This is a genomic window from Gluconacetobacter aggeris (assembly GCF_014174395.1).
Lineage (GTDB): Bacteria > Pseudomonadota > Alphaproteobacteria > Acetobacterales > Acetobacteraceae > Gluconacetobacter > Gluconacetobacter aggeris.
Genome location: NZ_JABEQD010000002.1, coordinates 188,418 through 213,811, shown reverse-complemented (window position 1 = coordinate 213,811; position 25,394 = coordinate 188,418). Strand labels below are relative to the sequence as shown.

General features: G+C 66.1%; 21 protein-coding genes, 1 tRNA gene and 1 pseudogene. 7 read left to right on the top strand and 16 right to left on the bottom strand.

Annotation, left to right across the window (positions count from 1 at the left end; all coding sequences use genetic code 11):
* Nucleotides 1-130: 130 nt before the first annotated feature.
* The 6 genes from exaC to HLH36_RS03665 all read right to left on the bottom strand — a co-directional run bounded on the left by exaC (nucleotide 131) and on the right by HLH36_RS03665 (nucleotide 7,878).
* Complete coding sequence (exaC, locus tag HLH36_RS03690) at nucleotides 131-1,633, bottom strand: acetaldehyde dehydrogenase ExaC (RefSeq protein ID WP_182985117.1); 1,503 nt, start codon at nucleotides 1,631-1,633, stop codon at nucleotides 131-133.
* Nucleotides 1,634-2,058: 425 nt separating this feature from the next.
* The gene (locus HLH36_RS03685; protein ID WP_182985116.1) at nucleotides 2,059-3,669 is read right to left on the bottom strand and encodes a TolC family protein; all 1,611 of its coding nucleotides are present in this window, start codon (nucleotides 3,667-3,669) and stop codon (nucleotides 2,059-2,061) included.
* Nucleotides 3,666-5,492, bottom strand: a complete 1,827-nt coding sequence (locus tag HLH36_RS03680; RefSeq protein ID WP_182985115.1) for an FUSC family protein — start codon at nucleotides 5,490-5,492, stop codon at nucleotides 3,666-3,668. Before HLH36_RS03680 ends, HLH36_RS03685 begins: the two co-directional genes overlap by 4 nt.
* Complete coding sequence (gene mdtN / locus HLH36_RS03675; RefSeq protein WP_408871836.1) at nucleotides 5,473-6,507, bottom strand: multidrug transporter subunit MdtN; 1,035 nt, start codon at nucleotides 6,505-6,507, stop codon at nucleotides 5,473-5,475. Before mdtN ends, HLH36_RS03680 begins: the two co-directional genes overlap by 20 nt.
* A 17-nt stretch (nucleotides 6,508-6,524) precedes the next feature.
* Nucleotides 6,525-6,815, bottom strand: coding sequence for a YtcA family lipoprotein (locus HLH36_RS03670; RefSeq protein ID WP_182985113.1), 291 nt, complete (start codon nucleotides 6,813-6,815; stop codon nucleotides 6,525-6,527).
* Nucleotides 6,816-6,975: 160 nt separating this feature from the next.
* A complete protein-coding gene (locus HLH36_RS03665; protein ID WP_182985112.1) occupies nucleotides 6,976-7,878 on the bottom strand; it encodes a LysR family transcriptional regulator in 903 nt (300 codons plus the stop codon).
* A 156-nt stretch (nucleotides 7,879-8,034) separates the two neighbouring features.
* Between HLH36_RS03665 and HLH36_RS03660 the strand changes: the two genes are divergently transcribed.
* Both HLH36_RS03660 and HLH36_RS03655 read left to right on the top strand, forming a co-directional pair.
* A complete protein-coding gene (locus tag HLH36_RS03660) occupies nucleotides 8,035-8,808 on the top strand; it encodes an SDR family oxidoreductase (RefSeq protein WP_182985111.1) in 774 nt (257 codons plus the stop codon).
* A gap of 87 nt (nucleotides 8,809-8,895) precedes the next feature.
* The gene (locus HLH36_RS03655; RefSeq protein ID WP_182985110.1) at nucleotides 8,896-10,272 is read left to right on the top strand and encodes an amino acid permease; all 1,377 of its coding nucleotides are present in this window, start codon (nucleotides 8,896-8,898) and stop codon (nucleotides 10,270-10,272) included.
* 123 nt (nucleotides 10,273-10,395) lie between these two features.
* Here the strand turns inward: HLH36_RS03655 and HLH36_RS03650 are convergent, their stop codons facing one another.
* From HLH36_RS03650 to HLH36_RS03635, 4 genes are all read right to left on the bottom strand, one after another.
* Nucleotides 10,396-10,584 carry a hypothetical protein gene (locus HLH36_RS03650; protein ID WP_182985109.1) on the bottom strand — a complete coding sequence of 63 codons (189 nt, stop codon included), beginning with the start codon at nucleotides 10,582-10,584 and terminating at the stop codon, nucleotides 10,396-10,398.
* Between the two features lie 733 nt (nucleotides 10,585-11,317).
* Nucleotides 11,318-11,392, bottom strand: a tRNA-Thr gene (locus HLH36_RS03645).
* Nucleotides 11,393-11,500: 108 nt separating this feature from the next.
* Complete coding sequence (gene dksA / locus HLH36_RS03640; protein WP_182950443.1) at nucleotides 11,501-11,914, bottom strand: RNA polymerase-binding protein DksA; 414 nt, start codon at nucleotides 11,912-11,914, stop codon at nucleotides 11,501-11,503.
* Between the two features lie 155 nt (nucleotides 11,915-12,069).
* Entirely contained in the window at nucleotides 12,070-13,728 is a 1,659-nt protein-coding gene (locus HLH36_RS03635; protein WP_182985108.1) for an efflux transporter outer membrane subunit, read from the bottom strand.
* A 132-nt stretch (nucleotides 13,729-13,860) separates the two neighbouring features.
* Between HLH36_RS03635 and HLH36_RS03630 the strand changes: the two genes are divergently transcribed.
* Nucleotides 13,861-14,541, top strand: coding sequence for a TetR/AcrR family transcriptional regulator (locus tag HLH36_RS03630; RefSeq protein ID WP_182985107.1), 681 nt, complete (start codon nucleotides 13,861-13,863; stop codon nucleotides 14,539-14,541).
* Between the two features lie 315 nt (nucleotides 14,542-14,856).
* Nucleotides 14,857-17,418, top strand: coding sequence for a mechanosensitive ion channel domain-containing protein (locus tag HLH36_RS03625; RefSeq protein WP_246376399.1), 2,562 nt, complete (start codon nucleotides 14,857-14,859; stop codon nucleotides 17,416-17,418).
* Between the two features lie 109 nt (nucleotides 17,419-17,527).
* On the opposite strand, the gene HLH36_RS03620 is transcribed toward HLH36_RS03625, so the two are convergent.
* Complete coding sequence (locus tag HLH36_RS03620) at nucleotides 17,528-18,052, bottom strand: GNAT family N-acetyltransferase (protein WP_182985106.1); 525 nt, start codon at nucleotides 18,050-18,052, stop codon at nucleotides 17,528-17,530.
* A gap of 50 nt (nucleotides 18,053-18,102) precedes the next feature.
* Nucleotides 18,103-18,645 carry a DUF4142 domain-containing protein gene (locus tag HLH36_RS03615; RefSeq protein WP_182985105.1) on the bottom strand — a complete coding sequence of 181 codons (543 nt, stop codon included), beginning with the start codon at nucleotides 18,643-18,645 and terminating at the stop codon, nucleotides 18,103-18,105.
* A 467-nt stretch (nucleotides 18,646-19,112) separates the two neighbouring features.
* On the opposite strand from HLH36_RS03615, the gene HLH36_RS03610 reads away from it, so the two are divergent.
* On the top strand, nucleotides 19,113-19,607 hold the full coding sequence (locus HLH36_RS03610; RefSeq protein ID WP_182985104.1) for a hypothetical protein: 495 nt from the start codon (nucleotides 19,113-19,115) through the stop codon (nucleotides 19,605-19,607).
* Nucleotides 19,608-19,622: 15 nt separating this feature from the next.
* Here HLH36_RS03610 and HLH36_RS03605 read toward each other — a convergent pair whose 3' ends face one another.
* Both HLH36_RS03605 and HLH36_RS03600 read right to left on the bottom strand, forming a co-directional pair.
* Nucleotides 19,623-20,018 carry a hypothetical protein gene (locus HLH36_RS03605; RefSeq protein WP_182985103.1) on the bottom strand — a complete coding sequence of 132 codons (396 nt, stop codon included), beginning with the start codon at nucleotides 20,016-20,018 and terminating at the stop codon, nucleotides 19,623-19,625.
* Nucleotides 20,015-20,935 carry a LysR substrate-binding domain-containing protein gene (locus HLH36_RS03600; RefSeq protein WP_182985102.1) on the bottom strand — a complete coding sequence of 307 codons (921 nt, stop codon included), beginning with the start codon at nucleotides 20,933-20,935 and terminating at the stop codon, nucleotides 20,015-20,017. The genes HLH36_RS03605 and HLH36_RS03600 overlap by 4 nt, the downstream gene beginning before the upstream one ends.
* A 122-nt stretch (nucleotides 20,936-21,057) precedes the next feature.
* On the opposite strand from HLH36_RS03600, the gene HLH36_RS03595 reads away from it, so the two are divergent.
* A complete protein-coding gene (locus HLH36_RS03595; protein WP_182985101.1) occupies nucleotides 21,058-21,927 on the top strand; it encodes a pirin family protein in 870 nt (289 codons plus the stop codon).
* Between the two features lie 22 nt (nucleotides 21,928-21,949).
* Nucleotides 21,950-22,912, top strand: coding sequence for a pirin family protein (locus HLH36_RS03590; RefSeq protein ID WP_338030381.1), 963 nt, complete (start codon nucleotides 21,950-21,952; stop codon nucleotides 22,910-22,912).
* A 35-nt stretch (nucleotides 22,913-22,947) separates the two neighbouring features.
* Here the strand turns inward: HLH36_RS03590 and HLH36_RS03585 are convergent.
* Both HLH36_RS03585 and HLH36_RS03580 read right to left on the bottom strand, forming a co-directional pair.
* Nucleotides 22,948-24,162: pseudogene (locus tag HLH36_RS03585) on the bottom strand (cation:proton antiporter).
* Nucleotides 24,163-24,394: 232 nt separating this feature from the next.
* Nucleotides 24,395-25,375: a LysR family transcriptional regulator gene (locus HLH36_RS03580; protein WP_182985100.1), complete on the bottom strand. Its 981-nt coding sequence runs from the start codon at nucleotides 25,373-25,375 to the stop codon at nucleotides 24,395-24,397.
* Nucleotides 25,376-25,394 lie beyond the last annotated feature (19 nt).

Sequence of the window (25,394 nt, the reverse complement as noted above, 5' to 3'; positions counted from 1 at the left end):
CCACGGGTGGTCCGGCGGCCTGCCGGGTTGGTAGGGGCGCCGTATCCGGCACCCCCCGTGATTTAGAACCAGACCGAAGCACAGGAAACGCGCGCCGGATCGCCACCGGCGCGCATGTCCGGTCTGGTTCTCAGAAGAAGCCGAGCTTCTTTTCACTATAGCTGACCAGGAGATTCTTGGTCTGCTGATAATGTTCGAGCACCATCTTGTGCGTTTCACGACCGATCCCCGACTTCTTGTAGCCGCCGAAGGCGGCGTGAGCCGGATAGACGTGATAGCAGTTGATCCACACACGTCCAGCTTCCATGCCGCGTCCCATACGGTAGCAGGTATTCGCGTTGCGGGACCAGACGCCCGAACCGAGGCCGAATTCGGTATCGTTGGCGATGGCGAGGGCCTCTTCCTCGGTGCGGAAGGTCGTGACGGCCAGCACCGGGCCGAAGATCTCTTCCTGGAAGATCCGCATCTTGTTGTTGCCCTTGAAGACGGTGGGCTGGACGTAGAAGCCTTCCTTGAGCACGGCACCGAGATCCGGCTTGCCGCCGCCGGTCAGGAGCTGTGCGCCCTCGTTCCTGCCGATGTCGATATAGTCCAGGATCTTCTGCTGCTGCATCAGCGAGTTCTGGGCGCCCATCATGGTGGTGGGGTCCAGCGGGTTGCCCTGCTTGATCGCCTTCACGCGGGGAAGGGCGCGCTCGATGAAACGTTCGTAGATCGATTCGTGCACCAGCGCGCGGCTGGGGCAGGAGCAGATCTGGCCCTGGTTCAGCGCGAACAGGGCGAAGCCTTCGATGGCCTTGTCCAGATAATCGTCGTCATGGTCCATGACGTCGGCGAAGAAGATGTTCGGCGACTTGCCGCCCAGTTCCAGCGTCGCCGGGATCAGGTGCTCGGCGGCCGCGTGGGCGATCATCTTGCCGGTGGGGGTGGAACCGGTGAAGGCGATCTTGGCGATGCGGTCGCTGTTGGACAGCGCGGCGCCGACATCGCGGCCCAGGCCGTTGACGATGTTGAGCGTGCCGGGCGGGAACAGGTCGCCGATCAGTTCCATCAGCACCAGGATGCTGGCGGGGGTGGTCTCGGCGGGTTTCATGACCACGCAATTGCCGGCGGCCAGCGCGGGGGCCAGCTTCCACGAGCCCATCAGCAGCGGGAAGTTCCAGGGGATGATCTGGCCGACCACGCCCAGCGGCTCGTGGAAATGATAGGCGATGGTGGTGTCGGTGATCTCGCTCAGCGCGCCTTCCTGGGCGCGGATACAGCCGGCGAAATAGCGGAAATGATCGATCGCCAGCGGGATGTCGGCGTTCAGCGTCTCGCGGATCGGCTTGCCGTTATCCCAGGTTTCGGCGCGGGCCAGCAGGTCGAGATTCTGCTCCATCCGGTCGGCGGCCTTGAGCAGGATCAGCGAGCGGTCGGCGGGGGAGGTGTGGGCCCAGCTCTTGAACGCCTTGTGGGCGGCATCCAGCGCCAGCTCGATATCCTCGGCGGTGGATTGCGGGACCTCGCACAGCACGCTTCCGTCGACGGGGGTGATGTTGGACATGTAGGCGCCCTTGACCGGGGCCACCCACTCTCCACCGATATAATTCTCGTAGCGTGCCTTGAACGGCGGCTGTTCGTTGACAGACATTGCGGACACTCCTTGGACTGCGACGGCCCTATCCGACAGGCGGCCGGAAACGGAGCCGGACATCAAACAGGACCGGGTTGGTCCGTGTTGCTGTATTCCGTGTTATATAGATGGGAGGACGCCCGGCAATCGGGAGCGCGGTCACATCCTTGTGAAAAATGGCACTGAGTGTCATAATAATATCGTGTAAAAATGTTATATAACAATATGTTGAATATGTATTTTTGGGATGATTCGCACGAGTTGTGTTCGCGCGCGGTCCGGTGGATGGGGGCGTGAGCGGACAGGTGGGCTGGTGAGCGAGAGTGCCGCGAAGCGGCACGGCCGTCGTGTGTTTCCGAGCACCGAAGCGGAGCGGCCTTGACGGCCGTGAGCATCGGAGCAGAGGAAGCGCGCGTCGGATCGCCACCAGCGCGCCTGTCCGCTCACGCCCCGCCGAGTGCGCCGGTGCCGAAGGCGAGCCCGGCGGCGGCGATCAATGTCGCGTAATAGGCGTCGGAGCGGCTGATATCGGCGTCCAGCAGGCCGTTCTGCGCCAGTTGCGTCTGGGTGATCGAGCCGGTGCCGCTGCGATAGGCGGTCAGGGCGGCGTCGAAGCTGGTCCGGGCGGCCGTGCGCAGCGTGGTTGCGGCGGCGTAGGCGTTCAGGCCGGTGCGCAGGGCGTTTTCCGCCGCCACGACCTGCTGGATGGCGTCGTTGACCGTTTCGCGCAGCGTGGCCTCGGCGCTGTCCGACTGGTCCTGCGCCTGTTTGACCACCGCCGCGCGCAGGCCGCCATCGAAGATCGGCACGCTGATGCCGCCGAGCACCAGGCTGCTGAAACGGTTGGCCGACAGGTTCAGCGTCGGCGCGGAATCGCTGCCGATGCCGGGCACCGAGGTGAGGCTCATGCGGCCGGTGGCGTAGGAGACGTTGCCGGTCATGAAGATGCTGGGCAGGAATGCGTCGCGTGCCGCGCTGACGCGGCTGTGGGCCGCGCGCGCTGCCGCATAGGCCGCCAGTACGTCGGGGCGGCGGGCCACCGCGCGCCTGACCATGTCCTCGCTCAGCCGGGCGTCGTCCTGGGTCAGGGGGCGGCCCGACACGTCTTCCAGCCCGATGCGGGTTTCGGCGGAGACGCCCGTGGCGGCCAGCAGGGTCAGATAGGTGTTTTCGTCATCGCCTTCGGCCTGGACCAGGCGGAGGACGACTTGCGCCGTGGCCTGCCGTGCCTGCGTGACATCGACGATCGTGCCCTGGCCCTGGTGCAGCCGGGCCTCGGCCGCCGCCTGGACGCGGCGCGCATTATCCAGGGCGGTGTGCAGCAATCGTGCGCGGGCGGTGGCGGCGGCGTGGGTGTAGAAGGCGGTGGTGACGGCATAGATCACCTTCTGATGTGCCGCCGTGAACAGGATATTGGTGGCGATCTGGGCCTGGCGCGCGGCCGCGATGGTGGCCGCGCGCCGGCCGAAATCGAACAGCAGCCATTCCAGGCCCAGCGTCTGCACCTCGCCGGCGCCGGAATTGCGGGTGCCGGGGCCGTTGCCCAGCGGCAGCGTGCCGTCGCCGCCGGTGTCCAGCGATGCATCGGATGTCTGGCCGTGGCTGTGCGACCAGCCGCCGACCACGGTGGCCGTCAGGTGCGGCAGGTAGGTGCTGCGGGCGATGCCGACCGCCAGCGCCGCGTCGCGCGCGGTGTTCCAGGCGCGGCGGGTCTGGGGGTTGGCGGATTGCGCAGCGTCGATGAGGTCCGCCAGCGTGTAGGGATGTGCCGTTTGTGCCGGCAGGGTGGGGGAGGCGCCGCGCGTTACCACCGCCGGGTCGGCGGGCAGGGTGTATCCGGGCGGCAGCGTCAGGCCGCGCTGTCCGTGGCCGGGCGGCACGATGGTGCCCGCCGCCGTCACGTCCGGGGTCCAGGGCCGGTCGGGACGCGGTGGAGCGGTGGCCAGTTCGGCGGTGGCGCATCCGGCGAGCAGCAGCGTGGTGGCGGCTAATATGGGCAGGGACGCGCGGCGCCTGCGGGGCGGCGTGCCGGCAGTCTTGAAGCGGCCTTTCATGATGCCAGCGCCTCCAGGGCTGCGATGCGGGCGCCGGGGTCGGCTGCCGTGCCGTCGAGCATGTCGGCGCCAAGGCGGCCGGCGTCGGCGAAGCCGGCCTGGAAGGCGGTGATCCGGTCCATTTCCGCGCGTATGTGGATGGGTTCGGCCAGGGCGTATTCCACCTGCCGTTCGCCCTGCGAGACGGCGGATTGCAGGGCGGCGACGCAGGTGGCCTGCTCCTGCCTGGTGGTGGCCGCGCGCTGGCGGCGCAGCAGGGCCGCGACCGCGCGCAGGCGCTGGGCGATGCCGTCATAGGCGCTGGTGGGCCAGAAGCTGGTGAACATGGCGTAGGTGATGGCGTTGCCCAGCATGATGCCCACGATGCGGTCGCGGGCTGTCGCCATGTCGCTGGTGGGGCCGTAGCCCTTGAGGTCGGTCAGGTAGAAGGCCAGCCCGATCTGGAGCCCGGCATAGGCGATCCGCTCGTCGCCGGTCTTGACCCATGCTGCCAGCAGCGAGACCGCGAAGACCAGGACCAGGAAGCCGGTGATGTCCTGGAGATGCGGCTGGACGAAGATGATGGCGGCGATGCCGATGGCGCCGCCGATCAGCGCGCCGCTGATCCGCAGCGTCAGCTTCGCGATCATTTCGCCCATCGTCGGCAGGGCGACGATGAAGCAGGTGATGATGCAGGTATGGATGCCCGGCCAGTCGATCATCCGGAACAGGAGATAGCTGGTCATGACGGCGGCGGTGCCTTTTACCGCGAAGCGGACATGGACGGGGTTGGTGAAGGCATCGGGGGCGAAGAAGCCGCCTTTCCTTTTCGCCGGCGCGTCCTGCCGTCCGGGTATCGGGTCGGGGGTGGTGAAGACCGCCAGCAATGCGGCGATGGCCGCGCAGGCCGGCCGGTCGGGCGGTGTGGCGGGGGCGGCGATGGCGGTCGGGTAGTCGCCGTCGGCGAAGATGGCGGCCATTTCCTCCAGCGTGTCGATCAGTGCCTGGGGCAGTGCCTGGTGCCGCGCCTGGGGCGGTGTGTCGTGCTGGTGCGCGGCCTCGGACTCCGCCAGGGCCAGTACCGCGACGGCGCAATCGGCCGCCTGGCGCAGGCAGGTGAGGTCGGCCGGGCGCCACAGCCGTTCCAGGGTAGCCATGCGCAGGGCCTTCGTCATGCCGGCGGAGCCTTCGCGCAGGAGGCCGGTGGCGTGCGCGCGGGCCCCGGCGTCGGTGCCGCGCAGCAGGGCGGCGCTGAGGCGCAGGCGGGCGGCGATGTCGTCGGTCAGTACCCGGCGCGGCGAGGGGCAGATCAGCAGGCCCAGCACCAGCATGACCGCGCCGGGAACGGCCAGGAACAGATCGGTATAGAGCAGCGCGCGGGTGACGATTTCGCCGATCGGGGCCTGATCGATGGCGACCAGCCCGTAGACCACGATCAGCCCCAGCATATAGGCCACCGGCTTCAGCTTGCTGGCCGAGCCGAGGAAGAAGAAGCCGAAGGACAGCAGGGTGATGACCAGCACCAGCGCCACCGGGTGGTCCAGCGTCAGCGCGACCAGCCCGTAGATCAGCACCAGCAGGATGACGATCAGCAGATTGACCGCCACGCCGGCTACGGCGTTGGTCACGCGGTCCTTCTGCCAGAGTGCCAGGGTGACCAGGGCCGGCACCGCCAGATCGGGCACCTGCCAGATTTCGCCCACCAGCACCGTGGTCGTGCAGCCGGCCGCCATGCGCAGCGCGTGACCCAGCCGGCCGGGCGTGGGGTCGCGCACCAGGCGCCACAGCCGGGGCGGCGTGAGGGGGGCGTCGGCCATGCCGGGGTCAGGGACAGGCGGCGCCATGCCGGATCTCGACCGTGGCTGTGGCACCCATCCGCAGCAGGGTGGGGGCGGCTCCTTGCAGATGCACCCGCACCGGGAAGCGCTGGGCGACATGCACCCAGTCCATCTGGCGCGGCACCAGGGGCAGCGTGCGTGCCGGGCCGGCCGAATCCGCCGACAGCACGCCCCAGCCGATGCTCTCCACCCGACCCTGGATCGGGGTGCGGCGGTCGATCATCGAATAGATCGTCGCGCAGTCGCCGGGGTGGACGGCCGGGAGGGTGATTTCGCGCAGGTTGGCGACGGCGTACCATGCCTCGTCGGCGATCAGGGTGAACAGGACCTGTGAGGGGGCCAGAACCTCGCCTGCCTTTACCCGCAGGCTGGTGACGTAGCCGTCGGTCGGGGCTGTCACCGCCGTCTGGCGCAGTTCGTAGCGGGCGCGGTCGAGGGCCGCCTGGCTGGCGGCCTGCGCGGCCGTTGCGCTGGCCAGGTCGCCGATTGCGGCCTCGGAAGCCGCCGATTGCTGGCGGGCCTGGGCCAGTGAGATCTCGGCATCGTTCCGCGCCACGCGTGCCTGGTCGTATTGCTGCCACGGGACGTAGGAGCGGCTGGCCAGCGGTTCCAATCGTGTGACGGTGCGGCCGGCCAGGTCGCGGTTGGTCTGTGCCCGCGTGACCTGGTCGCGGGCGGTGGCGGCCTGGGCGGTGCGGACGGCCAGCAGGCGGCGCTGGTTGGCCAGTTCCGCCGTGGCCAGTGCGAGATTGGCTTCGGCCTGCCGCACTGTCAGCGCGTAGGGTTCCGGGTCGATGCGGTAGAGCAGGTCGCCCTTGTGGACATGCTGGTTCTCGCGCACCGGCAGGTCCACCAGCCGGCCGCCGACGACCGAGGCGACATGGACCAGTTCGGCATCGATGGTGGCGCTGTCGGTCGAGGGGTAGGCATCGTCCCAATGGGCGACAGAGAGCCCGGCCAGGATGGCCGCGCCGATGCAGGCCAGGGCAATCAGGATGCCGATACGGCTTCTGCCGCCCATGCGTATCCGCTCCATGCTCAGGGCCCGAATGCCAGCGCCCACAGGGCGAGGGCGGCCAGCGTGCCGAGGGCGACATAGGTGAACAGGCGGAAGCTGAGCAGGGCGTCGATCCCGGTTTGCAGGAACACCACGCGCAGCCCCACGGCCACGGCGATGCCCGTGAGTGCGCACAGCATCCAGGCCGGGAAATAGGCGCCGACGATGGGATAGGAGGGCGCGCCGCGCAGGGCGCAGCCGTTCAGGGCGAGGAGCGGGAGGAGGGTTCTTCTTTTTCTGAAGAAAAAGAAGCAAAAAGACTTTTGTCTCATTGGCCTCCATGCGGGCTGGCAGGGTTTTGCTGAAGAGGTCCAGACGTTTTCTGGTTCTTTTTTCGAAAAAAGGACAGGAAGAGGCTTTCCGGTATCCATCTCACCATCACCAGCCGGTCATGGCACGTTAAAGTTAAAGGCTGCTTGAAAATTTAGTCTCTCAGGCGCGCAGCAGGGGCGCCAGCAATCCGGCCAGCCAGTCGGCGAAGACGCGCACGCGGCGTGCGGCGTGTCGGCGGTGGGGATACAGCAGGGTGAGCTTCATGGGCTCGGCGCGCCAGTCGGGCAGCAGGTCGACCAGCGCGCCGGAGCGCAGATGGTCCTGCACGTCGTAGGCGGGGACCTGGATCATGCCCAGGCCGGCCAGGCAGCAGGCGATCAGGGCTTCGGCGCTGTTGACGGTGACTTGGCCGGGCAGGGGGAGCGTGCGGATTGTACCGTCCTGGACCCATTCCCAAGGCTCGACGCGCCCGGTGGCGGGGGATGCGTAGCGGACGGCCAGGTGGTTGGGCAGGTCGTCCGGCTGGTGCGGCGTGCCTTGGCGGGCCAGATAGGCCGGGCTGGCCACGTTGAGCAGGCGGAATTCGCCCATGTGGCGGGCGATCAGCGTGGAATCATGCACCGGGCCGACGCGCAGCGCGCAGTCGGTTCCGTCCTCGATCAGGTTCACGGCGCGGTCGGTCACGCCCAGTTCGATGCTGATGCCGGGGTGGCGGGCCAGGAAGTCGGGCAGGGCGGGGGCGACGACCAGCCGGCCGATGCGGCCGGGCATGTCCACCCGCAGCACGCCGTGCGGGCCGCCGGGTTCACGGCGGAACTGGCCTTCCGCTTCCTCCACATCCGCCACCAGGCGGAGGCATTGTTCGTAGAAGGCCGCGCCGTCCGGGGTGGGGGCGACGCGGCGGGTGGTGCGGGCCAGCAGGCGGGTGCCCAGCCTGGCCTCCAGATCCTGGATCGCGGTCGAGACCGTGGAGCGCGGCAGGTCCAGCGTGGCGGCGGCCCGGGTGAAGCTGGCGCTTTCGACCACGCGGGCGAAGATGCGGAACAGGTCGATGCGGTCCATTATCTGCCTCGGAACCTTCCCGGCATGGGGATGTTTGTTCGGATTCTACGACATGTGTTGTTCGGAAACGCAAATTTATCCGCGTTTTTGGGATGATATCGTGCGCTGGATGATCTTCCGCATCCGGCGGGGGAGGCACGGGAGGGAGCCATCGAGATGGCCGATCACAGCGTTCGTGGAAAGACGGTCCTGATTGCCGGCGGGGCGAAGAATCTGGGCGGGCTGATCGCGCGGGACCTGGCGGCGGCCGGGGCGCGCGCGATCGCGATCCATTACAACAGCGATTCCTCGCGGCCCGAGGCTGAGAAGACCCTGGCCGACATTCGCGCGGCGGGGGCCGAGGCGGTGGCCTTTCAGGCCGATCTGACCCGTGCCGGTGCCTGTGGCGCGCTGTTCGCGGACACGGTGGGGGCGATCGGCCGGCCGGATATCGCGATCAATACCGTGGGAAAGGTGCTGAAGAAGCCGATCGTGGAAACCACGGAGGCGGAATTCGACGCGATGACGGCGATCAATTCCAAGGCGGCCTATTTCTTCATCAAGGAGGCCGGGCTTTACCTGAAGGATAACGGCAAGCTGGTGACGCTCGTGACCTCGCTGCTGGGGGCCTATACGCCGTTCTATTCGACCTATGCCGGGGCCAAGGCGCCGGTGGAGCATTATACCCGCGCGGCCTCGAAGGAGTTTGGAGCGCGGGGGATTTCGGTCAACGCGGTAGGGCCCGGACCGATGGATACCCCGTTCTTCTATGGGCAGGAGGCGCCGGAGGCCGTGGCCTATCACAGGCAGGCGGCGGCGCTGTCGGCCTTCAGCCCCACCGGCCTGACGGAGATCGGGGATGTGGCGCCCTTCATCCGCTTCCTGGTGTCGGAAGGTTGGTGGATCACCGGGCAGACCATCCTGATCAATGGGGGGTACACGACCAAATAGTCGCGCCGGTCGCCCGGTCGTTCCCCCTGCGATCCGGCTTTGCGCCGGCATGGGCCGTGTCTATGGTGAGGGCCAGGGCGGCGCGGCATGGCGCCGCCCCTGTTGGTTTCGGGGGGACGGTTCTTGGGTCTGAAGCAGCGCCATATTCTGTTCATGGCATTGGGCGGGTCGGTGGGGGCCGGGTTGTTCCTCGGCTCCGGCGGGGCGATCCAGCAGGCGGGGACGTCGGTGCTGCTGGCCTACGTGCTGTGCGGAAGCGTCGTGTTCCTGATCGGCCGGGCGGCGGCGGAACTGGCGCTGTCGGACCCGGAAGGGCGGACGCTGAATGCGTTCGTCGGGCGGTATCTGGGCGCGCGCATGGAATTCCTGGTCGGCTGGAGCTACTGGCTGATCTGGACGCTGGTGTGCATTTCCGAGATCACCGCCGCCGGGATCTTCGTGCGCCACTGGATTCCGGAGGTGCCGCAATGGGCGGTTGCCGCCGTGCTGGGGGGCGTGCTGCTGGCCGTGGGATCGCGTGCGGTGGCGACTTTCGGCGAGATGGAATTCTGGCTGGCGCTCATCAAGATATGGGCCATCGTCGCGTTGATCGGCTGCGGGCTGGTCACGATCCTGGGTCATGTGGGACCGGCGGGGCCGCGTGCCTCCTTTGGCCATCTGTGGGATGCGGGGGTGATGCTGCCGCATGGGATGGCCGGTTTTGCCGCCATCCTGCCGATGGCGCTGTTCGCCTTCGGCGGCACCGAGATCATCGCGCTGACGGCGGCCGAGACGGATAATGCCGTGCGGGTGCTGCCGCGTGTGATCAACGGCATCGTCGGGCGCATCATCGTCTTCTATGTCGGCAGCCTGGCCGTGATCATGGCGATCGTGCCGTGGGGCGAGGCGGATGCGACGCACAGCCCGTTCGTGCTGGCCTTCCAGCATATGGGGCTGCCGACGGCGGGCGAGGCGATCAATGCCGTCATGGCGCTGGCGGCGCTGTCGTCATGCAATGCCGGGCTGTATGCCACCAGCCGCACGCTGGCGTCGCTGGCCGAAAGCGGCATGGCCTCGGCGCGGCTGCGCGAACGTTCGGCGGCGGGGGTGCCCGCGATGGCTTTCGCGGCCTCGTTCGCCACCGTGCTGGCCGGCGTGGGACTGAATTATTTCCTGCCCGACCGGCTGTTCGGCTACGCGATCCAGGGTGTGGCGTTTCTGCTGATCTTCGTCTGGGCGTCGATCATGGTGGCGCATCTGGCCTATCGGCGCAGCGCGGACGGCGCGCGGGGGCAGGTGGCGGCGCTGCCGGGGGCGCCGGCCAGCAACTGGCTGGCCATCATGTTCCTGCTGGCGATCGGGCTGGATATCGTCTGGGGCGGGCATCTGTATGTGCCGTTCCTGCTGGATGCGGCGTGGCTGGCGGCGCTGGTGCTGCTGCATGGGCGGCTGTCGGCGCGTCGGGCGGGGGCGTCCCTGGTGTGACGCCCTGGTAGGGGTGCCGCGCGGGCGCGTGGAGCGCGCAGTCTCCGAGAATGGTCCGAAGGGTCGCGCCCGGCGTGGGAAAGGCGCGGAAGACACGCTGCCCGCGCCGGTCCAGACAGGTTCTTACGGGTGGGCAGTTACCCCGGACAGGATGGCCTTCACCAGGGCCTCGATATCGAAACGGCCCTCCAGCGTCACGTCGGTTGGCCAACCGTCAAATCCGATCGCTGGCGCATCTGGTCCTTCAGCACTCTGACGGCTCAGTTCCGCGCGTGCGGCGCCCATGGCGCGGGCCATCGTCAATATGTCCATGATGCGGAATTTTCTCCTACGTCAGAGCCTGGTGATCTGCCTGGTCGGCGCGCCGGCAGCCCTCATCAGACGTTCGCCACGCGGATGCGGGAGCGGCCATTCGGACAGTCGGCCTCCGCGTAATCATAGAATTTAGGAATAAAAGATAAAAGAGAGAGAAGGAAACCGGGTCGCATAAGAATTCTTTTATTTTGCATTACGCTTTATTAACGAAATGAGATTAATTTGTAATTGCGAACATAGAGCAGAGGATAATGTGTTGACACCTCGATTTATGGTCCAAGAAGTCGTGCGAACACTTGCACCGGATTTGCAGTTGCAGTTCCTGAACGTTCTATTGGTTCTTCGTCCCATGACGAAATTGGCACGGGTGGCCGCGATTGAGACACTTATAGAAATACAGTCATCGGGACACCTGCCGATATTGCTTCCGCTGGCGCATTTGTTGCGCTGTTGCCGCAGAATTACAGACCGGCAATTTTTGTCCATGGTCGACGAGACAGAAAAGATCGATGCGCCGTAACGCCATATGGACGGCGTAGGCCGGTGCGCCAACGTGCCGGCCCGTAAAATGGCCGGTTCGAGGGCGGGCGCAGGTCCGGTGGCCATCGCACCCGGCGAGAGGTTGCGCGGAGACCCTCTGGTGCGCGCTACGGACGTGTTAGCCGCGTTCCCTGGTCCACATGGACCAGAACAGAGCCAGGCGGTCTATCGATAAAATTTAGGGAAATCATGGTGCTGCTGGACAGGATTGAACTGTCGACCTCTCCCTTACCAAGGGAGTGCTCTACCACTGAGCTACAGCAGCAACGGGGTGGGGGGTTCCTACCGCCTCCCGGGGAGCGTTGCAACCCCCCTTGGCGAGAAAACATGACCGGGCCGTATGATAGCCGGTCATGCCTCCGCCGGAGTGCGGTCAGTCGTCGCGGTGGATCTTTTCCATGCGCTCGTGCCGCTCCTGCGCCTCGATCGACAGGGTGGCGATCGGGCGGGCTTCCAGGCGCTTCAGGCCGATCGGCTCGCCGGTTTCCTCGCAGAAGCCGTACGATCCGTTCTCGATTCGCAGCAGGGCCTGGTTGATCTTGGAAATCAGCTTGCGGGCCCGGTCGCGGGTGCGCAGTTCCAGCGCGCGATCGGTCTCGACGCTGGCGCGGTCGGTGATGTCGGCTTCATGGATGCCGCCTTCGGAGAGGCTGGCCAGGGTCTCGTCCGCCTCTTTCAGCAGGTCGGCGCGCCATTTCAGGAGCTTCTGGCGGAAATATTCCACCTGAAGCGGGTTCATGAACTCCTCGTCTTCCGAGGGGTGGTAATCGGGGGGCAGTGTGATCATGATGCGCGTCCTTGAATATTGCCCCCCGGGACGAGATCATCGCCCGACAGGGACCCGCCGCGAAACGGGCGGCTTATACGCTGCCGCCCGCCATCCGCCAAGCCTGAAGCCGGCTTGAGCCGTTCGGAAAAGCAGGTTTCGACTCGAAGTTCCCTTCAGGCCGGGTCATGGGGAGATGCTTGCGCGATCGCATGCGGGACGGAGCCGGCTTGTGTGACGTCGGGGAAGCTGGTCTCCCATCCGCCGCCGAGGGCGGAATAAAGCTGCACCAGGTTGGTCGACAGGGTGGCTGTGCTGCCGGTGAGGTCGGTCTGGGCGGCCAGCAGGCGGCGTTCGGCATCCAGCACCGTCAGGAACGTCACCATACCGTGGCGATACTGGTCGCGGGCCAGGTCCAGTCCGCGCTGGTCGGCCGCGACCTCGCGCGCCAGGCTGTCGCGGCGCATCTGTTCGTCGCGATAGGCGGTCAGTGCGTTATCGACCTCGTGCCACGCGCCCAGCACGGTCTGGCGGTAGGAGATCGCGGCTTCCTGCTGGGCGGATTTGCGCAGTTCGAGCTGGCCGCGCAGCCTGCCGCCCTGGAAGATGGGCAATGTGATCGAAGGGCCGACATTCCACGCCCGTGCGTTCCAGAATCCCAGGTCGCGGAACGAGAGCGACTGGAAGCCGAATCCGGCGTCGATGGTCACGCGGGGGTAGAATTCGGCCACCGCCTCGCCGACCTGCGCGGTGGCGGCGTGCAGTTGCGCTTCCGCCTGGCGGATGTCGGGGCGGCGGCGGGCCAGTTCGGACGGCACCCCGGCGGGGACGCGCGGCGGCACCGGCGGAATGGCCTCGGCCTTGAGCAGTTCGCCGGCCAGGGCGGCAGGCGGTTCACCCAGCAGCAGGCTGAGCGCGTTGACCTGCACGGCGATCTGCTGCTCGGTCTGCGGAATGCGGGCGGTGGTGGCGTCGAGCTGGGACTGGGCGCTCTGCACGTCCAGTTCGCTGACCAGGCCGGCCTGGTTGCGCTGGCGGCTGAGCTCCAGCGTGCGGGCGGCGGTGTCGCGATTGTCCAGCAGGATGTGCAGCAGGGTCTGGGCCTCGCGCAGGGCCATGTAGTCGCGGGCCAGTTCGGCCATCCGGGCCGTCAGCACGCCGCGCCGTTCCTCGTTCGAGGCTTGCAGGTCGGCGCCGGCGGCTTCGTATTGCCGGCGTACGCGGCCCCACAGATCGACCTCCCACGTCGCGTCGATACTGTCTTTCCACTGGTCGAACAGGGGAATCGTCAGGTGGCCCGATTCGTCGGCCAGGGTGGCGTTGCCCAGTTGCCCGGACTGGCGGATGGCCTGCTGTACCTGCGGGGACTGGCCTACGTCGCTGACGATGCGTTGCAGCATCTTGGTGCTGTACTGCGCGCGCGAATACGACCCCGCGGCGCTGAGGCCCGGATAGCGTTCGGCCCCGGCAATGCGGAGCTGGGCGCGGCTTTGCGCCAGGCGGGCGGTGGCGATGCCGACCGACAGGTTCTGCGAGGCCACGCGGCGTTCCAGCGCCGACAGCTCGGCATCGTGGAACACGTCCCACCAGGCCGGGTCGGGTGCCGCGTCGGAAATGTCGCTGGTGACCGGGCCCGTTGCCGGGCCGGTCGGCGGGGACGAGCCCGGGCCGGCCCAGTGCGGGGGCGTCCAGCTTGCGGGCTTGTGAAAATCGGGCCCGACCGCGCATCCACCGGCCAGGGCGGAGAATCCGATGATGGCGGCCCGCCAAGAATATCCCTTATACACCAGACGGTCCCCTGCTTCCTCCGGTCCCGCCAGCGGTCCTATCGACATGACGGGAGGCAATATGACATCATGATGAACAATGACCGACCGGTTCGGTCATTGCCGATACCCTATCGGCTTTCCCCGCCCGGTCAATCCGTCCGGGCTGGAAAGCAATGGTCGCCGGAGGTAGTAAGCGCCATGTCAGCCGTTCAGTCGCCCCACGTGCCGGATCTGCCGGGGATTTCCAGCGCGAAGCGGCGGCAGATCCTGGATGGGGCGGCCCGCATCTTTGCCGAGCACGGGTACGAGGGCGCCAGCATGTCGCAGATCGCGCGCGATGCCGGGGTCTCGAAGGGCACGCTATATAATTACTATGACAGCAAGGCGAGCCTGTTCGCGGCCTTCATCGAGGAATGTGCCTGCGAGAAGCTGCCGAAGCTGTTCGAGACGATCGGGGAGGCCCAGAGCCCCGAGGCCACGCTGGAAGGCATTGCCGCCGCGATGATCCGGCTGACCATTTCGCCGCTGTCGCTGATGCTGAACCGCATCGTGGTGTCGGAAGCGGCGACCTTTCCGCATCTGGCTGAGATTTTCTGGCAGGTCGGGCCGTGCAAGGCGATCGGCATCCTGTCTGACTGGCTGCGGGCGCGTACCAGTGACGGTATTCTGGACGTGCCGGACCCGGAACTGGCGGCCGAACTGTTCTATGCCCTGTGCCAGACGCGCATTACCTGGCGCAAGCGACTGCAATTGCCGGTCGATTCCGACCCGGCCCATATCGCGATGATCGCGCGGGCGGTGACGCGGATGTTCCTGAACACGTTCCAGGTGGGAAAGGGGCCGTCTGTTCCGGAAGCGATTCCCGACGCGCCGGCTTGATCCAGATCAAACCATTGGCCCGGCATTCGCGCCATTCTGCTGGCGGAACAGGCTGAGCCTGCACTCCGAATCATGTGGGAAACCGGGGCCTCTGGCCCCGGTTTTTCGTTGGGACTGGCTGGTCGTGCGCCTGGGCGGCGTTCCCGCTTGCCCGCCCACATTTCCAGACCGGTCCTCGTCGGTGCCGCCGCGCGTCAGCCGGGGTGCGCGCGAACTTTCCTGTTGTCTCATGCGTTTAGCGCCGCGCGCCCGGCGCAAACGCATATGCCGCCGTCGGTCCATATCTGTCCGCCAGATCGCTCAGCGGGAGGACTCATGCCCGTCGACGCCTCTGTTACGTCTCGCCATCGCCTGGCTTCCGCCTGTCTGCGTGTTGCGCTTGCGCTGATGACGGTCATGCTTCTGGCCGCATTGATCGCGCCCCGATCCTGGCTGTGCCCGGTGGCGCGGGCGCAGGATCGCGCGGTGCCTGGGGGGCAGGGGGCGATGCCGGACCAGGCGCAGTTGCAGCATCTGCTGAACACGCTGGACGATCCGCAGCGGCGGGCGGCCTTTCTGCAGGATCTGCGTGCGTTGCAGGGACTGCCGCCGAATGCGGCGGGCCGGACACCTGCCGGTGCGGCGGGCAAGGCGGCCGCTGCCCTACCGCCTGCGGCGGACGCGGCCAAGGCGGCGGCTCCGGCAGCGGCTCCGGCGCCGATCGCCCTGGCCCCGGGCAGTCTGGGGGCTGTGGCCCTGCATGGGTTGGGGGGGATTGCGGGCGCGGTGACCCAGCATGTGCGCCGTTTCGGTGCCCTGTTTACGGACCTGCGCAGTGTGGGCGTCTGGGGGCGGCGGATCATGGCGCCCGGTGCCCGGCGCGATGGGCTGGTCGCGCTGGGATGGCGGCTGGGGCTGGTGATGCTGATCGGGCTCGCCCTCGAGCGCGGAGTGGCCATGCTGCTGCACCGGTATCTGGTCCGCATCGACACGGTGCTGGCGACGCGCCTGCCGCTGCCGGTCCGCGAGCCGGATCATGAAGCGGTGGGGCCGCCGTCCGATGCGGCCGTCGCGGCTGAAGGTAACGGTGCCTCTGCGGAACGGGTGCGCGTGCAGGAGGCCGCGACCCGCTGGCGTGCCGCGCGCCTGCTGCGGCAATTGCGTCTGTTGCCCTGGATCGTGCTGCGTCTGGTGCTGGAACTGGTGCCGCTCGCCGCGTTCCTGGGGGTTGCCACGCTGATGGCCAATGTCCTGGCCGGCGAGGACGACGTGCTGCCGACAGCACAGATCATGCTGATGGTCATCAATGCCTATGCGATCGGTCGTGCGGCGATCATCGGGCTGGGTGCCCTGCTGTCGCCCCGGCTGCCGCATCTGCGGCCGGTGCCGCTGAGTGACGGTATGGCGCGGATTCTCACAGGATGGACGACCGCGCTGATCGCGCTGCCTGTCGCGGCGCTGTGCCTGGTCGACGCGGGCGGACTGCTGGGGCTGTCGGAACCGGGGCAGGATGCGATCGGGCTGGTGATCCTGCTGGAGGAACATCTGCTGGTAGCGGGACTGATCGTGCAGGTGCGGCGCCCGGTTGCGCGCATGTTGCAGCCGCCGGGCATGGTACGCTGGCGGCTGGGCCATGGTCTGTTCGACGGGCTGGCCGAGCGGTGGTGGATCTTTGCGCTGGTCCTCGACGGGGCGCTCTGGCTGGTGTCGGCGGCCGACATTCCGGGGGGCTATACGAGGGTGTGGCGCCTGTGTGCCATTGCCCTCGGCCTTCTGATCGTGTTCCGGGCGCTGGCGATCCTGCTGTTCGGGTTGCTGGACCGTGCGTTCCGCCCTGATCAGGATACGGACACGGCGGCATCGGGCCTGGTCCGGCGTGGCGCGCGCTATTACCCGTATGTCCGTCAGACGCTGGCGTGGATATTGGGCATCGCGGGTGCCGTCACGCTGTTGCAGGCCTGGGGGGTGCCGGCCTTCGCGTGGTTCGATAGCGGCAAGGTGGGGCGCCGGCTGGTTTCGGCCGCGGCCACGGTGCTGGTGGCGCTGGCGATCGGCATTATCGTCTGGGAATATGTCAATGCCGCGCTGGACCGGCAGATCGGCCATTATGCCAGCAGCGCGCAGCCCGGGCGGGCGATGCGGTTGCGCACGCTCTCACCGATCCTGCGCACCGTGCTGCTGGTGTGTCTGAGCATTGTGGTGGTCATGACCGTGCTCAGCCAGATCGGGCTGAATATCGCGCCGCTGCTGGCCGGGGCGGGGATCATCGGTGTCGCCGTCGGGTTCGGGTCGCAGAAGCTGGTGCAGGATTTCATTACCGGCATTTTCCTGCTGCTGGAAAACGCGATGGAGGTGGGAGACACGGTGACTGCCGGCGGCCTGTCCGGCGTGGTGGAAACATTGTCGATCCGCACGCTGCGCCTGCGGGCGAGCGACGGGTCGGTGCATATCATTCCCTTCAGCGCGGTTTCCACCGTCACCAACACCAATCGCGGTATGGGCAATGCCGCCGTCAGCGTCGATATCGCGCCGGACCAGGATATAGACCGTGCCGCCGCCCTGCTGGCGGAGATTGTGGAGGACATGCGCCAGGACCCGGAACTCGCCCCCGGCATGTTGAGCGACCTGCAATATTGGGGGGTGAACGCGGTTTCGTCGCAGGCCGTCACGCTGCTGGGGCAGATCGTCTGCACCGATGCGGCCCGGTGGCCGGTGCAGCGTGCGTTCAATCGGCTTCTGGTCCAGCGCTTCGCCGGCGAGGGTATTCGGCTGGCGCGGCCGGCGCAGAGTGTGGAATTGATTTCACTGTCTTCGGAGCAGGCCGAGGCCGGGGAGGAGAAGGGTGCGAGCGGGGCGCTGCCCCGTATTTCAGGAAACTCGCCTTCCGCCCCGCCTTGAGCGTTATGGAGGCTGTCAGATCGTTCATCGCAGATTCGGTTGTTCGGCAGGGAGTGACATCCGGGGCGTCTGTGCGCGCATGGGAAAATGGAAATTGCAGAGGATATGCCTACAGGCGTCGAAACATGTAGGTCGTAGCATGCATCGCCTGACCATCGGAATCCCAGGCGTAATCGGGGATTTCACCGGCAATTTCGAAACCCAGTGACGAATACAGTCCCTGGGCGACATCGCGGCTGCGCGTATCCAATGTCACAAGGGTCTTGCCGATGTCGCGGGCGCGCTCGAGCGCGGCATTCATCAGCATCCGTCCGATACCGCGCCGGCGCATTTCGGGATGCACCATCATCTTGGCTATTTCACAGCGATGCGGCTGATTTCGTGGACAGGCTGTGACAAGCTGCACAGTGCCGACGAGGCGCGGCCCCAGCTTGGCGCCAAAGAGGATGCGCTCTCCCCGCGATAGTGCATTCCCGATATCTTGCGACCAGAAACGACTCGCCTCTTCCTTTGACAGGGGCAGCATGAAGCCGATGGCGGCGCCAGCCGTGACGCTGTCGACAAGAATTCCCGACAAATCATCAAGGCCGTTGACGAGAGCCTTCTCATCCAGTTCGGCAATCCTGATATCCATCGGTACCTCTCTTCAGGCTGTGCGTTGCGTATGTCGCATTCCGGAGGGGGTTATCTGAGTTGGGCCGTGTAGGCGGCGAGCATGGCCTTGGTGTCGGTTGCGAGTTTGGCCAGGTCGGTGTTCTTCGAGGTGGCGATCTCGGTTTCGATGACGGGCTTCATTCCGGCCTGGTTGCGGGAAAGGTAGCGGATATAGCTTCGGTCGAATGCGGCGCCATGAAGATGCTGCATCCGGTCGATGATTTTCTGGTCTTCGGGGGAAGGTTTGGTTGCCAGGGTAATGGCGTGGGGGGCCACCAGTTTCGCCAGCTTGTCCTGGTTGCCTGTCAGGTCCTTTTCAATGGTCGCGCCGAGGGTTGCGATGTCGCTGCGGGCCGCGTGGGTCTGGGCCGCCTTGGCCAGGGCGATCTGCGTTACGTTCATGTCGTTGAGTTTCTGCACGAAAGCCGCGTCGGCGGTCGTCAGGTCGGGGGCTTTTTGCAGGGCCGGCAAGGGGGGTGCGGGAGGATGGCCGGCCGTGCAGGCGCCGAGTGCGAGCAGGCTGGCCACAAGAGCGGGCAGGGCAAGCGATGTGTGGCGAGACAGAAGCGACATGAGTGGCGGATTCTCCCTGGATTTCCGATGCGGTTCCGCATGGCGGCCCGTGGTGCCGGATGACGTGGCGTGCCCGGTCTTTCGATCCGTCATGGACGCCCTCCGTACTGGCGATAGGCATCATGATGATAGTGCGGGGCGGAGAAGGCAATGGTGAAGTATAGGCGTAAGCCCTTCATTAAGATATTTGAAGATCGGCCCGTCATGATGTGGCCATAATTCCTGTAACGGTCCGTTTCATTGGGAAAAGGGGAATTTGTGCCCGGACTGGCCTTGCATCGACCGGAAAGAGCGCACTAGGGTCGTCGGACAAATACGCCGTGCCGGGCGTGGTTCGATCGAGATGTGGGGATAATCCAGGAATGAACTGTCGTACTCTGTGTCTGCTCGCTATGTCTTCACTCTCTTTTGGTCTGGGTGGGTGCGGATATCTGGATTCACGGGCGGCTCACAAGGCGCAGATCACCATGATCGGGATGACATCCTACGATCTTCAGGCGTGCGCCGGGATTCCGGCTGCCACCAAGCAACTGAACGATACGACCCAGATCTTCATCTATACCGGTACGCATGCGCAGCCGAACTATGGAGGCTCGACGCTGATTCCGGTTGGCGACATCGTCACGACGATCTCGCAGTTCGGCGGAGGGGGCGGGACGACCTGCACGGCCGTGATCCGTCTGGACCATGACCGGGTGTCGGACGTGCACTATACGGGCGATAATGACGAACTGGTCGGAACGGACGGGATCTGTTCCATTATCACCCGTGGATGTGCGCGCCAGCCGGAAGGCACGATGAAGCGTTCTGCCGGCGGCATCTTCGGTCCGGTTTCGGCGTTCCATCCGCCCATCACCCCGAACCAGTCGACGTCCGGCACCTATTCCCCGCAATCCGGAATGGTCGTGCTCAATCCCGATGCGAAATCTTCGGACCCGGCCGTTATTCCGCGGACGCAGTAAGGATTTTCCGGCCGATCAACTGGCTGGTCTTTTATCGTCCATGCGAGGCGCCGTTGTGACCGGTTGGCTGGTCGATCGCTGAATGGCCTCGTTCCGGGCCTTGGTGGTGACCCAGTGCAGTTCTTTCTCGGCTTCCGGCATGCTCAATGTGCCGGTGTCGATATCCAGGCCAATGCGCAGGGAGGCCATGTCGATCTGTGAAATCAGGTCGTACTGGGGGCCGACCGCGTCCGGGCCGTAGTGGAGGTGGGCGCCGGCGATGCAACTGAACCGGTCGTATGCGGTGCCCTTGCGGAACGGATAGGTTGCGAAACAGCGGGAAACGGCCGCGTGCAGATCGCCCTTGCCCTGATCATCCGCACAGCCTGCCGACAGGGCGCAGAGGAAGGCAAGGGCAGGCAGGCGACTCATGGTTCCAGCACCCGTGATGCATCGTGCCGCTGGGCCGCGCATTCGGCGGCGAGGAAGTCGATCAGTGTGCGCACGGCGGGGGTAAGCCCCCGGCGGGAGGGGAAGACGGCGTGGACGATCCCGGCGCGGGGCCGCCAGTCGGGGAGAAGGTGGATCAGGCGGCCTTCCGCGATGTCTCGCCAGACCATCATGGTCGGGAGCTGGACGATGCCTGCGCCGGCCAGGGCCGCCTCGCGCAGGACGGCCATGTCGTCGGTTGCCAGGCGCGGCGTATGGAAGATCGTTGCCGTCTGACCGTCCCTGCTTTCGAGAAGCCAGGAATGGCTGGTGGGCGCGGTATTGAAATCGAGGCTGGGCAGCGTGTTCAGGTCCGCGGGCGAGGTGAGGGGGGCTGCGATCAGGCCGGGTGCGGCAACCAGGCACTGTGTGCTGGTGTCGAGCACGCGCATGATGAGATTTTCCGATTCCAGTGGCGGGAAACGCACGCGGATGGCGAGATCGAACCGTTCTTCCAGCACCTCCACCCGTCGGTTCGTGCTCTCGAGGCTGAGGGTGACGGCGGGGTAGCACATGATGAATTTGGCGAGCAGCGCCCCGAACTGGAAGGTCAGGAGGGCTACCGGGCAACTGAGGCGGATGATGCCGCATGGTTCGGCATGGTGCTGTGCGACCGACTGCTCCGCTGCCTCGGCGTCTTCCAGGACCACCGTGCAGCGTTCGTAGAAGGCGCGCCCGGCATCGGTGACCGAGAAATGGCGGGAGGAGCGCTGGAGCAGCAAGATGTCCAGCCGTTCTTCCAGCAGGCGCACCCGGCGGCTGAGGAGGGATTTCTGCAGCCCCGTGGCGCGCGCGGCGCTGGCGAAGCCGCCGTGGCGGACGACCTGCACGAAGTAATAAAGGTCGTTGAGGTCCTTCATCGTCTCATGAATAGGACGCACCGTTCGATACGGCAATCTTCATGCGGCGGGGGGAGCGCCCCATTGTCCTTGCCATGCAACGGCGCCCTTCATCGGGGTGCTGTCGATTGGGAGTATGGGCAATGCAGAAGACGATTCTCGGCCGTTACGGCAATGATCGCGGCCATTGGGTGGGGGACGGGTTTCCGGTCCGCTCCCTGTTTTCCTACAGCAATTTCGGCGAACATCTGAGCCCGTTCCTGCTGCTGGATTATGCCGGGCCCTATGCGTTCGGCCCCACGGAAAGCCGGCGCGGTGTGGGCGAGCATCCGCACAAGGGGTTCGATACGGTGACGATCGTCTATGACGGCGAGGTGGAACATCGCGATTCCGCCGGCGGCGGTGGTGTCATCGGGCCGGGCGATGTGCAGTGGATGACTGCGGGGAATGGCATCCAGCATGAGGAATTCCATTCGGCATCCTATGCGCGGCAGGGCGGTGCGTTCCGGATGGTGCAGCTGTGGGTGAACCTGCCGGCGAAGGACAAGGCTGCGCCGCCGGCCTATCAGACGCTGCATGCGGCCGATATTCCGGTGGTGCGCTTTGCTGATGATGCCGGGCGGCTGCGCATCATCGCCGGAGAGTATCGGGCGGCGCATGGACCGGCGCGCATCTTCTCGCCGCTGAATGTGTGGGACGGCACGCTGCGGGCCGGTGCGCAGGTCACGCTCGACCTGCCCGCCGGGCACAGTACGGCGATTGTCTCGCTGGAGGGACGCCTGATTGTGAATGGCGGTACGGAACTGGGCAGCGCGCAGTTCGCTCTGCTGAGTCGGGAGGGAACGGAGGTGACGCTTCAGGCGGCGGAAGAGGCCGGTTTCCTGGTCCTGACGGGTCAGCCTCTGAATGAGCCGATTGCCGGATATGGGCCCTTCGTCATGAACACGCAGGAGGAGATCCGTCAGGCGATCGAGGATTTCAATAACGGGCGTTTCGGCGGGATCGCCGCCTGAGCGCGCCCGGATCGCCGTGACGGTGGCGGGGGCGGTTGCCCTCGCCGCCTATCGTGGGCGGTTCGATCATGTGGGGCTGGAAGGGAGAAGTGCGATGATCGAGATGATGATCGAGCAGCGTCGCCGCAGTCTGGGCGGTGGTCTGGAAGTGGGGCGCATCCTGCCGTTCGCGCGGCGGCGGATGGTCGGGCCGTTCATCTTCTTCGACCATATGGGGCCGCTGGATCTGGCGGCCGGGGTGGATCGCAGCGTGGATGTGCGGCCGCATCCGCATATCGGCCTGTCGACCGTCACCTATCTGTTCTCGGGCGAGGTCATGCATCGCGACAGTCTGGGGTCGGAACAGGCGATCCGGCCGCAGGAGGTCAACTGGATGACGGCCGGCCGAGGGATCACGCATAGCGAGCGGTTCGAGAAGGCGCGGGCGGTCGGCGATCATCTGCACGGTATCCAGGCGTGGGTCGCGCTGCCGACGGGGGATGAGGAAGCGGCGCCGTCCTTCTCGCATCATGAGGGGGCGGATCTGCCGCAATGGGATGCGGGCGGTGTGCGGGGGCAGGTGATTGCCGGCCACGCTTACGGCCTGACCGCCGCCGCGCGGACGCATTCGCCGCTCTTCTATGTGCATCTGGAACTGGATGCCGGGGCGCGGGCGGAAATTCCCATGGGCTACCCGGAGCGGGCCGTCTATATCGCCCAGGGTGCGATCGAGATCGATGGAGAGCAATACGCGGCGGGACGGATGCTGGTGCTGGGGCCTGATGTCTCATCCTTTCGGGCCCTGGCGCCCACGATCGCGATGGTGCTGGGGGGCGAGCCCGTTGGCGAGCGGTTCCTGTTCTGGAATTTCGTCAGTTCCTCGAAGGAGCGGCTGGCGCAGGCGGCCGAGGACTGGAAGGAAGGGCGGATGAAACTGCCCGATGCGGACCATGACGAGTTCATCCCCCTGCCTTCGGCCGACACGGCGCCGCCACCGATGTCGTGATGGCGGCGCACGGGTCGTAAGGGAGGCGGCTGGGATCAGGAATTGGCCGTGATCACTTCCGCCGGCAGCGTTGCGGGTTTCCTGGCGCCCGGTTTCGGGGCCAGGGCGTGGAGCATCGGCCCGGTCAGCGTGGTCGAGATCACGGCCACCACCAGCGCGGCGAAGGCGAATTCGGAGAGCATGCCCTGCTGGTGCAGGATGGTCGCGGCGACGATTTCCATCAGCCCCTTGCATTGCAGCAGGGCGCCGACGCCCAAGGTCTGCCGGCGTGTCAGGCCCGCCGCCGGGGGGCAGATATAGATGGCCGCGATCTTCGTCACGATCGAGACGGCCACCAGTGCCAGCGAGGCGAGGACAGACGGCCAGGTAAGCGCATCGCCATCGATGCGCAGGCCGCTATGCCCGAAGAACATCGGCGCCAGCCAGATCAGGGCGAAGGTCCCGGCCCATTCGATGGGGAGGCGGCGCACCCAGCTGGGCGGCATGATCGCGCCCGCGAAATAGGCGCCGATCAGCTCGTGAAGCCCCAGCTGCTTGCTGGCCCAGGAGCCGGCGGCGAGATAGATCGGCACGGCGGTCCAGATGACCCAGGCCGGCGGGTGCCTGAAATGCCGGGAGGCCCAGTTGCCTGTGGCCGCCAGCCCCACGAGGAGCGCGACCGCCAGGAATTCCAGGCTGGTCCATCCATGGAGTGCGGCGCTGCCCCTGGCGGCGAACTGGAGTGCTGCCAGACCGATCCAGAGGGCGGCGTCATCGACCACGGCGAGCTTGAGCGCCAGTTGGCCCAGCGGGCGCTGGGCGGGCTCCAGTTCGCGCACCACGCCGATGAGCACCGGCAGCGCGCTGACGGCCATGCAGAGCCCGATCGAGGCCGCTGCGACCCATGGCGCGGCATGCGGCGCGTGCCAGCCCTCCAGGGGCAGGAAGAATTCATAGGCCAGGAAGGAACCGACCAGGAACGGGCCGCCCAGGGCGACCAGCGCGCTGCCGAGGAGCCGGCCAAGAGGCTGGGGCGGGAGCCGATGGGCCGCATTGGCGTCTTCGCCAGGGTGCTGCCACATCTCGAGCCCGGCGGTGAAGGCCAGGATCAGCACGGCCACTCAGCCGATATCGTCGCCATAGAGCGACGGGACACCCAGTTTGCCGACGGGAACGTGCCAGACCGCCAGCAGGATGCCGATCGGGATCGGCAGTACCGCGATGGGCAGGGCGCGTCGCGTCAGGCGCCACAGCAGCCAGGGTAGCAGCACGAAGACCGCGGCATCGCTATCAGCGCCGTAATGTTATGTATTGCTCACCTCTTCTGGTTCATTCGGCGGACACCCTAACGGAGCGTATGTCATTTATGCAAATTGCGTATACCAATATGAAGGATGTTTCATGCTGGCGGCCGCGTCGGATCGCGCAATAGAGTGTTCTATTCGTGAGGTGCGAGAGGCATCTTTATCATTCACATTTATATAATGATCATATTTTTATGCGTTATTGTCTTGTTTCGATCTCGTGATTGCCGGGTGGCGACATGGCCGGGGCAGGCGGGTTCGATGAGCGGGATATGACCTGGAGACGCTGTTCCAGCGCGTTCGCCGCGAAATCGAGAAAGGCGGTCGTTTTCGCGGGCCGATGGGAAGTGCAGGTGCTGATCAGATGTACCGTGGTGGGGGGAAGTTCTGCCTCCGGCAGGAGCCTGACGAGGTGGCCCGCCGAGAGTTCCTCCGTCACCTGGTATGACAGAACCTGCACGATGCCCAATCCTGCGCGTGCCATTGCGATGGCGCCTTCGACGTCATTGGCCAGGACGCGCGGAGTCAATCGTATGACCTGATGCTGCTCACGGTCGTGTGGGCCTGAGGCGAAGCGCCATTCCCGCGCGACAGGCCGGCTTTCGATGAGGATACTGTCATGGTTCGCCAGGCCACGGACGGATCGCGGCGTGCCCCGTTTTTCCAGATAGGCGGGGCTGGCAACCAGAATGCGCCCGACGCTGCCCACTTTGCGGGCCACGAGGGTTGAATCGGTCAGTGTGCCGATGCGGATGGCGACATCCAGACCGTCTTCGATCAGGTCGAGATTGCGGTCCGACAACACCAATGTGGCCCGGACCCTTTCGAACCGTGCCAGGAAATCCGCAAGCATGGGGGCCACGTGGCGGCGCCCGAATGTCGCCGGGGCCGTGATCCGGAGCATGCCGGCGGGTTGATCGGCCTCATGCGTGGCTGCCTGGGTCAGCGCTTCGTATTGCGCGATGAGATCCCGCGCCTGCATGGCGAAGTGACGGCCGAATTCGGTCGGAGCCAGGCGTCGCGTCGTGCGATCGATCAGGCGTGCGCCCAGTCGTTGCTCCAGCCCTGCCAGGATACGGCTGATGCTGGGAGGAGAGCGATGTAGGCGTCGCGCCGCCGCCGCCATGCTTCCTGAGTCGAGCACGGCAACGAACACTGCCAGTTCATCCAGGCGGTCCAACGCTATTCTTCCATCATCC